12 protein-coding genes are annotated in these 13,285 nt (G+C 61.5%); 7 read left to right on the plus strand and 5 right to left on the minus strand.

What is annotated here, in order from left to right:
- The 3 genes from ACRCYW_RS15580 to trhA all read right to left on the minus strand — a co-directional run.
- Positions 1–1,904, minus strand: a 1,904-nt coding sequence (locus ACRCYW_RS15580) for a retention module-containing protein (RefSeq protein ID WP_438550964.1), incomplete at its 3' end; no start/stop codon positions are given.
- A 221-nt stretch (positions 1,905–2,125) separates the two neighbouring features.
- Complete coding sequence (locus tag ACRCYW_RS15585; protein WP_438550965.1) at positions 2,126–3,787, minus strand: putative transporter; 1,662 nt, start codon at positions 3,785–3,787, stop codon at positions 2,126–2,128.
- A gap of 114 nt (positions 3,788–3,901) precedes the next feature.
- Entirely contained in the window at positions 3,902–4,537 is a 636-nt protein-coding gene (trhA, locus tag ACRCYW_RS15590) for a PAQR family membrane homeostasis protein TrhA (protein ID WP_438550966.1), read from the minus strand.
- Between the two features lie 208 nt (positions 4,538–4,745).
- On the opposite strand from trhA, the gene ACRCYW_RS15595 reads away from it, so the two are divergent.
- The 3 genes from ACRCYW_RS15595 (at position 4,746) to ACRCYW_RS15605 (ending at position 7,280) form a co-directional block, all read left to right on the plus strand.
- On the plus strand, positions 4,746–6,269 hold the full coding sequence (locus ACRCYW_RS15595; RefSeq protein ID WP_438550967.1) for an aminotransferase class V-fold PLP-dependent enzyme: 1,524 nt from the start codon (positions 4,746–4,748) through the stop codon (positions 6,267–6,269).
- Positions 6,270–6,407: 138 nt separating this feature from the next.
- A complete protein-coding gene (locus ACRCYW_RS15600; RefSeq protein WP_438550968.1) occupies positions 6,408–6,959 on the plus strand; it encodes a septation protein A in 552 nt (183 codons plus the stop codon).
- Between the two features lie 24 nt (positions 6,960–6,983).
- The gene (locus ACRCYW_RS15605) at positions 6,984–7,280 is read left to right on the plus strand and encodes a YciI family protein (protein WP_438550969.1); all 297 of its coding nucleotides are present in this window, start codon (positions 6,984–6,986) and stop codon (positions 7,278–7,280) included.
- Between the two features lie 138 nt (positions 7,281–7,418).
- Here the strand turns inward: ACRCYW_RS15605 and cysQ are convergent, their stop codons facing one another.
- Entirely contained in the window at positions 7,419–8,189 is a 771-nt protein-coding gene (gene cysQ, locus ACRCYW_RS15610; protein WP_438550970.1) for a 3'(2'),5'-bisphosphate nucleotidase CysQ, read from the minus strand.
- A 166-nt stretch (positions 8,190–8,355) separates the two neighbouring features.
- On the opposite strand from cysQ, the gene ACRCYW_RS15615 reads away from it, so the two are divergent.
- From ACRCYW_RS15615 to ACRCYW_RS15625, 3 genes are all read left to right on the plus strand, one after another.
- Positions 8,356–8,676: a ComEA family DNA-binding protein gene (locus ACRCYW_RS15615; RefSeq protein WP_438550971.1), complete on the plus strand. Its 321-nt coding sequence runs from the start codon at positions 8,356–8,358 to the stop codon at positions 8,674–8,676.
- A gap of 95 nt (positions 8,677–8,771) precedes the next feature.
- Positions 8,772–9,683, plus strand: a complete 912-nt coding sequence (gene galU / locus ACRCYW_RS15620) for a UTP--glucose-1-phosphate uridylyltransferase GalU (RefSeq protein ID WP_438550972.1) — start codon at positions 8,772–8,774, stop codon at positions 9,681–9,683.
- Between the two features lie 213 nt (positions 9,684–9,896).
- Complete coding sequence (locus tag ACRCYW_RS15625; protein ID WP_438550973.1) at positions 9,897–11,294, plus strand: peptide MFS transporter; 1,398 nt, start codon at positions 9,897–9,899, stop codon at positions 11,292–11,294.
- Positions 11,295–11,365: 71 nt separating this feature from the next.
- Here the strand turns inward: ACRCYW_RS15625 and ACRCYW_RS15630 are convergent, their stop codons facing one another.
- A complete protein-coding gene (locus tag ACRCYW_RS15630) occupies positions 11,366–12,337 on the minus strand; it encodes a response regulator (RefSeq protein WP_438550974.1) in 972 nt (323 codons plus the stop codon).
- Between the two features lie 252 nt (positions 12,338–12,589).
- Between ACRCYW_RS15630 and ACRCYW_RS15635 the strand changes: the two genes are divergently transcribed.
- A complete protein-coding gene (locus tag ACRCYW_RS15635) occupies positions 12,590–13,258 on the plus strand; it encodes a DnaT-like ssDNA-binding domain-containing protein (RefSeq protein WP_438550994.1) in 669 nt (222 codons plus the stop codon).
- The last annotated feature ends 27 nt before the right edge of the window (positions 13,259–13,285 follow it).

Here is a 13,285-nt window from a genome sequence, read left to right on the forward strand (position 1 = left end):
TTGACCGCGGTCGCCGTCCCCGTGGTGCCGTTCAGGATCCCGGTCACCTTCAGGGCATTGCCATCGACATCGCTGTCGTTGGCCAGCACGCCGCTCGCCGCGTTGACGGTCAGGATGGCGTCTTCGTTGACGGCGCCCACATCGGCCTGCAGCACAGGGGCATCGTTGGTACCGGTGATGGTGATGGTGACGGTGTGCTCGGTGCCATCCAGGCTCTTGACCACGAAGGTCTCGACCTTGGTCTCACCCTGGCCCAGGTACTGCACGTCGCCGTTCGCCACGTTATAGGTCCACTCACCGCCTTCGGTGATGGTCAGGGAGCCCAGCGCACCGGCACTCGGGGTGCCGTTGCCGGCCACAAACTTGGCTTCATCCACCCCGTCCACGTCGGTCACGGTCAGGGTGCCGGTCTCGGTCAGGGTCGGGGAGCTCTCGTCTTCAGTCACGCCGCCCGTATCGGTCCCGGCGATGACAGCCGCGTCATTCACGCCGGTGACGACCCCCGTGACACCTGCGGTGGCGATATGCAAGCCATCGCTGATGCTGTATTCGAAGGCGACATTGCCATTGAAATCAGGAGCCGGCGTGAAGACAAGCTGGCCGTTGGTCAGGGTGACGGTGCCATTGTTGATGGCAACGGAACCACCTTCCGCGATGGCCTGGCCATTGATGGCCGTGATAGTCAGCCTATCCCCATCCACATCCCCGTCGTTGCCGAGCACGTTGAGCGTGACGGTGCCATCTTCCGCCATGGTGAACTGGTCATTCCCGGCCAAAGGCGGCGCGTTGACGACGCTGTTGTCTGTGCCTTTGGGGGATGTATTGCCTGCCGGATCAGTCAGGGTCGCATCGACGGTGACGGGGCCATTGGTCGGCAGATCCGTTGTCGGAATGGTGAGATTGACCTGCGCCTTGTTGATGTCATCCGCCGTCAGTACGGACGAACTATCGGGCACACCATCGCCATTCCAGTCCACATCTAGACGATCCCCGACTTTGGCATCGGCCGGCAGACGAATAATGACATCCACGCCATTCGCCCGCTCGTTGGCGGAGATGACGTTGTCTGCCCCATCCTGGATCTCGACCAGAGGCGCCGACGGCGCCGTGCTGTCCACGCTGCCGTTGTCGGTGGCGGTACCGGTATTACCGGAGGGATCAGTCACTGAGGCCGTCACGTCATAGGGGCCGTCGGCCAATGGGGTGGTGACATCCACACTGAAGCTGCCATCCGGATTGACCGTGGTGATCAGGGTCTGTTGGTTGCCGTTGGCATCGGTCACCAGCAGGGTCACTGTGCTGCCCGGCAGTGCATCTGTGGTCCCGGTCAGGGTCGGGGTATTGTCATTGGTGTTGTCAGGTGCCGAGACGGTAATGACGGGAGCCGTCAGATCGACACTCTCGTCCTCGCCATCCCGAGCCTCGACAACGGTACCTGGCTCGTCCGGGTTGGCCGTATCGAAGCCGGCGGCGGCTATGGTGGCATCCCCGGTTCTGTCGATGGAGACGAAGCCGCCGTTGCCACTGGCACCGGCGACGCCGCCCACGTTGCCGGCGGCAGGCGCACCGCCCGCGGCAGAGGCTTCAAAGGTCTTGGTCGGGTCAGCCCCTTCCAGGATGGCTTGTTGCAGGGCGGCGATATCGTCTGGCGTCTGCGGGGCATTGTTCTGCGCCAACAGGATATCTTCGGCCACCGGCTCTGGTTCCTTGGTCGGGCTCAGGGTGAAGGTGGTCTCCCCCCCCTGGAAGCTGGCACCGTCCGGAGCAAGCACAACAGCGTCCTTGGGCAAGACATCGCCTTCGGCCAGCGGGATTTGGCTTCCATCGGCTGCAACCAGATAGACTTTGCCTTTCAACTGGGTAATGACGACATCCTGATCCAAAACGATATTGTGGCTGCTCATCGGTCTCTCCTGAATATCTATGGGCATAGTTTTCCAGACTCTACTCTGCCCGTACACGGGTCCAGAAACCAGTGAGAAAATTCGAACGAAGAGACTAATTCGGGGCTGAATTGAACGACGGGGCAGAACGGTATGAATGAAGGATAATACTAACTAAATCAATAGCATTTGATATGCAAAATACAGACAGGAGGCCATGGGTGGACTCCTGTCCAGGGGACTCAGGCTCCGGCCCAGAGCAGGATGGCCAGCAGCTGGGGCGAGATGATCCGAAGGAACATCACCAGCGGGTAGACGGTCGCATAGGAGAGGGCGCTGGCCCCGCTCGTGGGGTGCATGCCGTTGGCAAACGCCAGGGCGGGGGGATCCGTCATGGAGCCCGCCAGCAGGCCGCACAGAGTGAGATAGTTGAGCTTGCCGTAGTGGCGTGCCAACACCCCGACCACCAGCAGCGGGATCAGGGTGATCGCCACGCCATACATCATCCAGGCAGGACCGTCCCCATTGATCAGGGTATCGATGAAGCCGGCGCCCGATTTGAACCCCACCACTGCCAGGAACAGCACTATGCCGAGCTCCCGCAGGGCCAGGTTCGCGCTTGGCGGCATGAACCAGTAGAGCTTGCCGATGCTGCCGATGCGCGACAGGATGAGCGCCACCACCAGAGGCCCGCCCGCCAGCCCGAGCTTGAGGGCCGCGGGGAAACCCGGCAGGTAGAAGGGGATGGAACCGAGCAGGACACCCAGACCGACCCCGATGAAGACCGGCAGCATCTGCACCTGCTGCAACTTTTGCTGGACGTTGCCCACCACGCTGGTCACCGCCTCAATGGCCTCGAGTCGTCCCACCAGGTTGAGGATGTCACCAAACTGCAGGCTGGTCTGGCTGGTCGGCACCAGCTCGATGCCCGCCCGGTTGAGGCGGGAGATGACCACGTCGTATTTCTGCTTGATGTCGAGATCGCGGATCCGCTTGCCGAGCACCTGCTCGTTGGTGACCACCACCCGCTCCACCCGCAGATCCGTGCCCCGGGTGGAGAGGGAGGTATCCACCTCCTCCCCCAGCACCAGCAGCACCTTATGCAGGGCGTGTTGTTCACCGACCAGGTGCAGCAGATCGCCGAGCTCGATGCGAGACTCCGGCCGAGGCACCATCAGCGCATCACCGCGCTTGAGGCGGGAGCAGATGACGTCCGCCTCATCCAGGCTCGGGATATCCCGCAGCATCAGGCCGTGCATGTTGGGATTGCGCACGGCGATGTTGATGGTCTGCAGGCTCTCCTTGCCCTTGCTCGTCTGTTGCTCGAACGCGGCCGCTTCGTCCTCGATCTTGATGCGAAAGAACACGCGAATGAGCCACATGGTGAGCAGGATCCCGCAGATCCCAAACGGATAGGCCACCGCGTAGCCCATCCCCATCAGCCCCGTCATGCCGGGGTCCGCCCCCAGCTCGGCCAGGATCTGCTGACCCGCCCCGAGGGAGGGGGTATTGGTCACGGCGCCGGAGAAGACCCCGAGGATCGCCGGCAGCGGGACATCGAAGATCTGATGCAGACCGACCGCTACCAGGCCGCCGAGCAGCACCAGCAGGGCGGCAAAGCCGTTGAGCTTGAGTCCGGAACTACGCAGGGAGGAGAAGAAGCCGGGGCCGACCTGGATGCCTATGGTGTAGACGAACAGGATCAGGCCGAACTCCTGAATAAAATGAAGGGTTTGCTCATTCAACTGCAAGCCGGAGAGGCCGGCGAAGTGGCCCACTATGATGCCGCCAAACAGCACCCCTCCGATCCCCAAGCCAACGCCATAGACCCGCCAGTTTCCCAGCCAGAGCCCCAGCACCGCCACCAGCGACAATATGCTGATGGAAAGCGCGATCTCACTCATTGCGTGCATCCTTTCCAAGTCAAACTGTCGTTAGCTTGTCAGCAAACGCAGTAGGCAACTGTGGGATGCCGCACGAATTCAGGCTTTCATTGGCACTTAGATACCAACTAAGGGTTAGTCAACATAGCCGTAGATGGCCGCGAAATGGCAGGCACTCCCCCCCAGCACGAACAGGTGCCAGATGGCATGGTTATAGGGGATCCGCTTCGCCACATAGAAGATCACCCCCAGGCTGTAGATGAGGCCCCCTATCCCGAGCAGCAGCAGCCCCTCCCCCGCCAGATGGAGGTAGAGCTGGTAGACTACCAGCAGCGACAACCAGCCAAGCAGCAGATAGGTGAACAGGGACAATCGCTTGAATCTGTTGATGAAGACCAGCTTGAACCCCACCCCGGCCAGCGCCAGGGCCCAGATCACCACCATCAGCCCCTGGGCCAGGGGCGTGTCGAGGGCCACCAGCAAGAAGGGGGTATAGGTCCCCGCGATCAGCAGGTAGATGGCGCAGTGATCAAACAACTTGCACCAGCGCCGCGCCGCCGCCGACTCCACGCTATGGTAGAGGGTCGAGGCGAGATAGAGCAGCACCAGGCTGGTGCCGTAGAGTCCATAGCTCGCCAGCACCTGGGGCCCTTCATACCAGCCCTTGTGCAGCAGCAGGGCCAGCCCCAGGATCCCGAGCAGCAACCCCAACCCGTGGCTGAGGCGATTGGCCCACTCCTCCCGCGGGGAATAACCGTTCATCTCGCTCATCACTGCCTCCAACCAAAACTCGACTCACTCTAGCGATCCGGATTTCAGGCTACAAGTGTTAGCTCAAAATAAAATGCCGTCACCGGCGAGGGGACGATGCGCAGGAGATGGCTGTTCCCCCCGCCCCTTTGGTGTATGCTCTGCGGCCGGCGCCCCGGGCAAGGGCCAGGCTGACGCCGTCTGCCCCCATGCAGGTCTGGAGGACCCGATGAAACTGACTGAACTCTTTACCCAACCGGATCCGGCCTTCGGCCAGGCCATGACGGCCCTGCTGGAGACCTTCCATCGTTCGGACGACAGTCAGGCCCCCTACCAGCGAGGCGAGTTCACCCACCGGCTCGACCAGTCCCGCATGCCCACCGCCGGCATGAATATCCAGGACTATCTGGCGCGGCTGGCGACCCTGGTGCCCGGCGCCTCTCACCTCACCTCTCCCCGCTACATGGGGCACATGACGGCGCCGCTGCCGACCTTCACCGCCGAGCTCTCCCGCCTACTGGTAATGCTGAACCAGAACCCGATGAAGATGGAGTCCTCCCGCCTGCTCAGCTTCCTAGAGCGGGAGGTGCTGGCCAAGCTGCATCGCCTGATTTACCGCCAGAGCGACGAGTTCTATGCCAACCAGATGCACGCCAAGGATGCGGCGCTCGGCGTCATGACCAGCGGCGGCACCATAGCCAACGTCACCGCCCTCTGGCTGGCCCGCAACCAGGCCTGCGGCGACAACCTGTTCGCCCTCTTCGAGCAGGGCTATCGCGGCGCCGTGATCCTGGGGTCGCGGCTGATGCACTACTCCTTCGATAAGGGCATGGATCTGCTGGGGCTGGGCGCAACCAGCGTGTGGCGGCTCGATACCGACGCCGACAACCGGCTCAGCATACCGGCGCTGGAGGCCGCACTGGCCCGCTGCAAGGAACAGAGACTCAAGGTGCTGGCCCTGGTCGGCGTCGCCGGCAGCACGGATTTTGGCTCCATCGACCCCCTGCCCGAGCTCGCCGCCATCGCCAGACGGGAGCGAGTTCACTTCCACGTGGATGCCGCCTGGGGGGGGCCTACCCTCTATTCCCCCCGCTATCAGGATTTGCTGGCCGGGATCGAGCTGGCCGATACAGTCACCCTGGATGGCCACAAGCAGTTGCTGGTACCGCTGGGTACCGGCATGCTGCTCTGCCGCCAGCCGGATCTGATGATGGCGGTGAAGCGGGAGGCTCCCTATGCCATTCGGGCGACCTCCTTCGATCAGGGACGTTTCACCCTGGAGGGGACCCGCCCCGCCAATGCACTCTATCTGGACGCCGCCTTCCAGCTGCTGGGCCAGCAGGGCTATGCCGAGCTGATCGAGGCGAATTACGGCAGGGCGCGGCTGATGGCCAGCCTCATCGAAGAAAATCCCGCCTTCGAGCTGATGTCGGCCCCTGTGATGAATCTGCTCTCTTATCGCTGCATTCCACCCCATCTGCAGAACAAGGCGCTAGATGAAGCGGCCAACAGACAGATCAATGATTTCAACGTGGCGCTGCAGAAGGCACAGCGGGCCGAGGGCCACAGCTTCGTCTCCCGTACCCAGCGGGCGGTGGGGCGCTATGGCGAGCAACCCCTCACCCTGCTGCGGGCCGTGCTGCTCAACCCGCTGATCGAGGAGCACCACATCCGTGATCTGCTCGCGGATCAGGAACGGCTCGGCAAGGGCATAGCCCACGAGCTTTTTGGGACGAACTCCCCGCAAGAGTGATGCCGACATGCCACCAGCCGGAACGCACAACAAGAAGCCGGCAAGGCGGAACTGGTGATGAGACGAGCGGTCTTATTCATTTGCCGTTGTCTGGCGGGCAGGTACACTGAGTGAAATTTTGAGGTTAACGGACCCAGCATGAAGCAGTTTATTGAATTCATTCCCCTGATCGTCTTCTTCGCGGTCTACAAGTTTTACGACATCTATATGGCCACCGGCGCCCTGGTGGTGGTGACCGGCCTGCAGCTCGCCTACAGCTGGATCCGCTATCGCAAGGTGGAGAAGATGCAGCTGTTCACCTTCCTGCTGGTCGGCTTCTTTGGCGGCCTCACCGTCTTCTTCCACGACGACACCTTCATCAAGTGGAAGGTGACCGTGATCAACGTGCTGTTCGCCCTCGCCCTGCTCATCAGCCGCTACGGCTTTGGCAAGAACCTCATCAAGCAGATGCTGGCCAAGGAGCTGCAGGCGCCGGATCGCATCTGGGATCACGTCAACCTCGGCTGGGTCGGCTTCTTCGCCCTCTGCGGCCTGCTGAACCTCTACGTGGCCTTCAACCTGTCCCAAGAGGTGTGGGTCAACTTCAAGGTGTTCGGCCTGCTCGGCCTGACCCTGATCTTCACTCTGCTGAGCGGCGTCTACCTCTATCGCCACCTGCCGGCGGAGCAGAAGGCCGAACAGGACAAATAACCGCAACCAGAAAGGGATTGTTCCATGTGGTATCTGATCTACTCCGAAGACGTCGCGAACAGCCTGCCCCAGCGCAAGCTGGCTCGCCCCGCCCACCTCGCCCGTCTGCAGGCGCTGCAGGATGAGGGACGGCTGCTGACCGCCGGTCCCAACCCGGCCATCGACGCCGAGGATCCCGCCGATGCGGGCTTCACCGGCAGCACCGTCATCGCCGAGTTCGGCAGCCAGGCAGAGGCCAAGGCCTGGGCCGATGCCGACCCTTATGTGGCGGCGGGCGTCTACGCTCACGTCACCATCAAACCCTTCAAGAAGGTGTTCTGAACCAGTCGTAGACAGGGAAAACTCCCAGAATGCAGAAGGCCGGACAATGTCCGGCCTTCTCGTTTATGCACCGTTTCGTACCGACGCTTTCATATCAACACTCTCATCTCGATACTGCGGGGGCGCGGTGATGCCTTGTCAGGCCCGCGCCACAAACCAGGGATTGAGGATATCCGGCTTGTTGTAGGCAAGGGGCGAGCTGTCCAGCTGGGTCACGCTGCCCCCCGCCCCTTCCAGTACGGCCTGAGCCGCCGCCGTATCCCATTCACAGGTAGGAGCCAGACGCGGATAGAGCTCGGCGCCCCCCTCGGCGATGATGCAGAACTTCAGCGAGCTGCCCATGGAGACCAGTTCGATCTCCCCCTTCTCCATGTCGCCGAAGCGGGCCAGATAGTCCAGGGTGGCCTGGGAGAGGTGATTGCGACTGCCCACCACCTTCCAAGCTTGTCCTTCTACGTGGGGACGCGTCTGGATGGGGGCCGTCCCACTCACATCGGTCCGCCAGGCTCCCAGCCCCTTGCCCCCGTACCAGAGCCTGTCCAGCACGGGAGCATAGACCAGCCCCCAGACCGGCTTGTCCTCCTCGATGAGGGCGATATTCACCGTGAACTCCCCGTTGCGGGAGACGAACTCCTTGGTACCGTCCAGGGGGTCCACCAGCCAGTAGCGGGGCCAGCCGAGCCGCTCCTCCATGACGTCCGCATCCGACTCTTCCGATAGCACGGGGATATCCGGGGTCAAGGTGGCCAGGGCCCGTATGATGACCTCGTGGGCCCCCTTGTCGGCCGCAGTGAGCGGGCTCTCGTCCTGCTTGTACTCCACCGCAAAGGCTTGGTGGTAGATGGCGAGGATGGCACGACCCGCGGCGCGGGCGATGGGCTCCAGATCGGAAATGGCGGGTAGGGACATGGAAAAGGCATCTTGCTCAAAGGGTTAGTCAGTGTAACCGAGGAGGGGCCGTCCGGCTTATAGCCGATTCACCTGAGTTATTACCCTGTCACTTTTCACAGACGAAAAGTGGCGCAGCTCGACTAGCTTTCTATAGCCGTATGGCACTATACAAGGACGTAAAACCATGAACAGAAAGACCCTGATCGCCAGCCTGCTGCTGGGCGCACTGCCGCTTTTTAGCCAACCTCTGCTCGCCGCCGACAAGTCGGCCACCAAGCCTGCGGCCGCCGTCAGCCAGGCCAGGGAGAGCGGCAAGATCAACCTCAACACCGCCAGTGCCGATGAACTCGCGGCCCTGAAGGGCATTGGCGAGAAGAAGGCCCAGGCCATCGTCGACTATCGCGAGAAGCAGGGCAAGTTCACCTCGGTGGAGCAGCTGGAAGAGGTGAGCGGCATAGGCCCAGCCACTCTGGATGCAAACCGGGACCTGATTATCGTCAAGTAAGGGTTTCATGCCATAACCATGATGAGGGCAGCCTGTGGCTGCCCTATTTTTCTTCGGGTATCATGAGCCCACTTCGTATCTTCGGACTCACTTACATGAAAAAGACACCCCTCGTTGTTCGCAAGGCCGTTCTCCCCGTCGCCGGCCTGGGTACCCGCATGCTGCCCGCCACCAAGGCCATCCCGAAGGAGATGCTGCCCGTGGTCGACAAGCCGCTGATCCAGTATGTGGTGCGCGAGGCCATCGCCGCCGGCATCAAGGAGATCATCCTGGTGACCCACTCCAGCAAGAACTCCATCGAGAACCACTTCGACAAGAGCTTCGAACTGGAAGCGACCCTGGAGAAGCGGGTCAAGCGCCAACTGCTGGAAGAGGTGCAGCACATCTGCCCGAAAGACGTGACCATCATGCACGTACGCCAGGGTGAGGCGAAGGGCCTGGGCCATGCGGTGCTCTGCGCCCGCCCTCTCATTGGGGACCAACCCTTCGCCGTGCTGCTGCCGGACGTACTGATCGACGAGGTGGCGAGCGATCTCAAACAGGACAACCTGGCGGAGATGGTACACCTGTTCGAAGACGAGCAGATCAGCCAGATCATGGTGGAAGCCGTGCCCGAGCAGGACGTGGACAAGTACGGCATCGCCGACATCAAGGGCGAGGCGCTGACCGCCGGCATGTCGCTGCCGATGCAGGCCATCGTCGAGAAGCCTTCTCGCGATGAGGCCCCCTCCAACCTCGCCGTGGTCGGCCGCTATGTGCTGTCCGCCAACATCTGGCCCCTGCTGGAGAAGACCCCGGCCGGCGCCGGGGACGAGATCCAGCTGACCGATGCCATCGCCATGCTGATGGAGAAGGAGCAGGTCAACGCCTACTTCATGAAGGGGCGCAGCCACGATTGCGGCAGCAAGTTCGGTTACATGAAGGCCAATGTGGAATATGCGAGCCGCCACAAGGAGCTCGGCAAGGAATTCACCAGCTGGCTGAAGCAATTTGCCAAAGAGCTGTAATCGCTGAATATTCGCACAATAAACAGGATAAAAAACTGGGCATCATTCGATGCCCTTTTTCATTTTTTAAACAATGAATCAACCATTGATAGATAAAGTAACGTCAAAAACGCTCGTTGTAATTCGATTCCGCATGTTTTATAAGGAAGATGGCTTGTTCCTAGCCCTTGCATAAAATTTCTAAAAAAATATAAGACACAGGTGGAAGTTCCAATGAATAACCCGTCCAAAGGGACCTTTTTAGGTCACCCTAAAGGGCTTTTTTTGCTCTTTAGTACCGAACTGTGGGAGAGATTCTCCTATTACGGCATGCGTGCCGTACTCGTCCTCTATCTGACCGACATGACCGCCAACGGCGGCATGGGCTGGACACAAGCCGATGCCCTCAAGCTGTACGGCATCTACACCGGCCTGGTCTACATCACCCCGATCATCGGTGGCTGGTTGGCAGATACCTTCCTCGGTCAGCGTCGCGCCATCCTGTTTGGTGCCGTGCTGATGGCCGCCGGCCAATTCACCCTGGCCCTGCCCCACGCCATGTTCCCGGACATGGTCAACAGCGTCTTCTACGCGGGTCTCGCCCTGCTGATCCTGGGTAACGGTCTGTTCAAGCCGAACATCTCCACCATGGTGGGGGACCTCTATCAGGAAGGGGATCACCGTCGTGACGGTGCCTTCACCATCTTCTACATGGGCATCAATCTGGGCTCCCTGCTGGCAGGCGTGATCTGTGGCGCTGCCGCCACCGCCTACGGCTGGCAGGCCGCCTTCGTCAGCGCCGGTATCGGCATGCTGCTCTCCCTGGTGGTACAGGCCACCATGGCCCAACGTTTCCTGGGTGACATCGGCCGCGTACCGGCCGCCCAGCGCGCCGCCGAGCAGCGCTCCAAGGAGCAGAAGGCCCCGCTGACCAAGCAGGAAGTGGATCGCATCAAGGTCATCCTGGTGCTGGGTCTGTTCACCATCATCTTCTGGGCCGGCTTCGAGCAGGCCGGTGGTCTGATGAACCTGTACGCGCAGGAATACACCGACCGCATGATCGGCAGCTTCGAAGTGCCGACCGCCTGGTTCCAGTCCCTGAACCCCTTCTTCATCATCACGCTGGCCCCGATCGTGGCCGCCATCTGGATCAAGCTCGGCAGCAAGGAGCCGAACTCCCCGGTGAAATTCGCCATGGGTCTGCTGTTCCTGGCCATCGGCTTCCTGTTCATGATCGGTGCCGTGCTTGAGCAAGGCGGTGATCAGGCCGTCAAGACCTCCATGTTCTGGCTGGTCGGCGCCTACCTGTTCCACACCCTGGGCGAGCTCTGCCTCTCCCCCATCGGTCTCTCCATGGTGACCAAGCTGGCTCCGCTGCGCCTGGCCTCCCTGATGATGGGTGCCTGGTTCGGCTTCGTGGCCCTGGCCAACTACGCCGCCGGCTTCATCGGCTCCTTCGTGGGCGAGTCCGGTGCCATGGCCATCTTCGGTGGCATCGCCCTGGCCGCCGTGATCAGCGCCCTGATCCTGCTGACCATGGCCAACCGACTGGTGTACTGGATGCACGGTGCCGAAGGTCCGGCAAAAGCCTCCGACGACAGCGACAAGAAGCTGCAATCCGCCGCCGTCTAACCGGCCTGGATGGTGAAAGAGAACGGGGCGCCCACTGGGCGCCCCGTTTTTATTGGCGAGCAGAAATCGCCTCAGTGGTGGCGCACCTGCATCTTCAACGCGCTGCCGCTGTCGCTGCGAAACTGCAGCTCGAACGGCTCGTGCCAGCTGCGCTTGTGCAGGCTATAACGGCTGCTGCGCATCAGGCCGAGGGGCAGGCCCCCCGAGCGCATCAACCAGCGCGGCGAGGTGAGACCCGCATTGGCAAACACCAGGCCATCCTCCTGATCAAACAGCAGGGCCGCCATGGAAAACGAGTGGCGCAGCCCCGACTCCAGCAACTGCAGGTTGAGGTAGTCGAGCAGGCGATGGGGCTGGGTCAGCAGTCGGCTCTCCTGCTGCTGGTACTGGCGGTAGGGCCCATTCATCAAAGAGCGTACCAGGGCGCTGCAGAAGGCCGCATCCATGCCGAGGACGGGCAGCTCCATTACCAGCACCAGCAGCTTGTCATCCAGCTTGAAGGTATCCGGGATGAAGAGGTTGCCCATGCCGGCGAAGGTGACCTGCCAGGGACCCCACTCCTGCAGACCCGGGGGCGTCAGCCAGGCCAGCAGACGGCTGGAGGCTCTGTCGTGGGCACGGAAGAAGTCCATGTGCTCCATCAGTTCCAGCTGCTGGCTCTGGTGCGCGGCCCCCGCCAGGCACTGATCGATGCTGCGCCTGATCTGACCATAGTCGGCGACCGGCTTGATGAAGAAGTCCCGCGCTCCGGCCCGCAGCGCTCGCTCGATCGCGGCCATCTTGTCCTGACCCGAGATGACGATGACGGGCACCTCGGGATAGCGGGCAGCAAGGCAGGCTATAACTTCGTGTCCATCCATGTTGGGCATGTTGAGATCACAGAGCACTATATCGGGGTGGTAGAGCGCGGCGGCGGAGAGCCCTTCAATACCATCTTCGGCCTGAAAGACACAGGCCCCGTCATGTTCGAGATAAGTGACCAGCGAGTGGCGAAAAACGGCTTCATCTTCCACCACCAAGATCCGTAGTCCGGCTTTTGACATCTTGACAAAGCTCTTATTAGTCAGCGTGTTAGTTGGGTATTAAGCCTAGATCATGTGGGGTCTATATCGCCACCCAAGGATGCAATACGTTCCCTCGAAAATGCCTCAACCCGGTACAACTGTTTGAAATAGGCTGACTATTTCATCAATATTTTTTGGTGCCCCTTCCCGCTTCTCAGGGCAGGGCACCACGAATTGTATGCAGCCCCACCATGAGGGATAATGGCCCCACTCCCGATTGTGAAGCAGACCATGACCCCAGCCGAATACAGCGCCCTCGCCCATCCCAGGCTATCCCATCCGGCCCGCAGCCTATACACCCTGCAGCTGCGCCGACTGGTACTGGAAAACCGGCAAACCCGGCTCAACTATCCCGAGCTCGGGCGCGCACTGGCGGTGGTCGACCCGGGTGATCCCAGCGGCTTCTGCTATCAGGTCAATGCCCGCCAGCTCACCGAGTTGCTGGACGAGCTGATGGAAGCGGAACTGCTGCAAGTCGAGGCCCATGGCGACAGCGATCACTATCATCAGTGCCCGTTTCAGCTGCCCCTGCTGAGCCAGCGGGTGCGTAGCCCGCTGCCGGAGCGGCCGTTCCAGATGCACCTGCAGTGGCGCCCGGATGAGGAGCTGCCCACCCTCGCCCGGCTGTGCGGCGTGATCGACGCCAGCTACAGCGAGGAAGACCTCGGAGAGTTCATCGCCTACTGGCTCGGCCGTCCCGAGGTGTTCGACTCCCAGCATCAGTGGATGCTCAAATTTATCCGCACCCTGAAGAGCCGCCGCTACGCTCGCCGCCAGCCGATGGAGGTCAAGGGCTACCAGCAGGTCAGCCTCGCGCCGGTGGAGTCCGGTCCGAGCAGGCGGGCCCAGGAGATGATAGAGACGGCCAAGCGTCTGGCCCAGGAGCCGGATAATGATTGATCCCGAACGCGGGCAACAGGCACTATT

The sequence above is a fragment of the Aeromonas sp. genome (genome assembly GCF_051657805.1).
Lineage (GTDB): Bacteria > Pseudomonadota > Gammaproteobacteria > Enterobacterales > Aeromonadaceae > Aeromonas.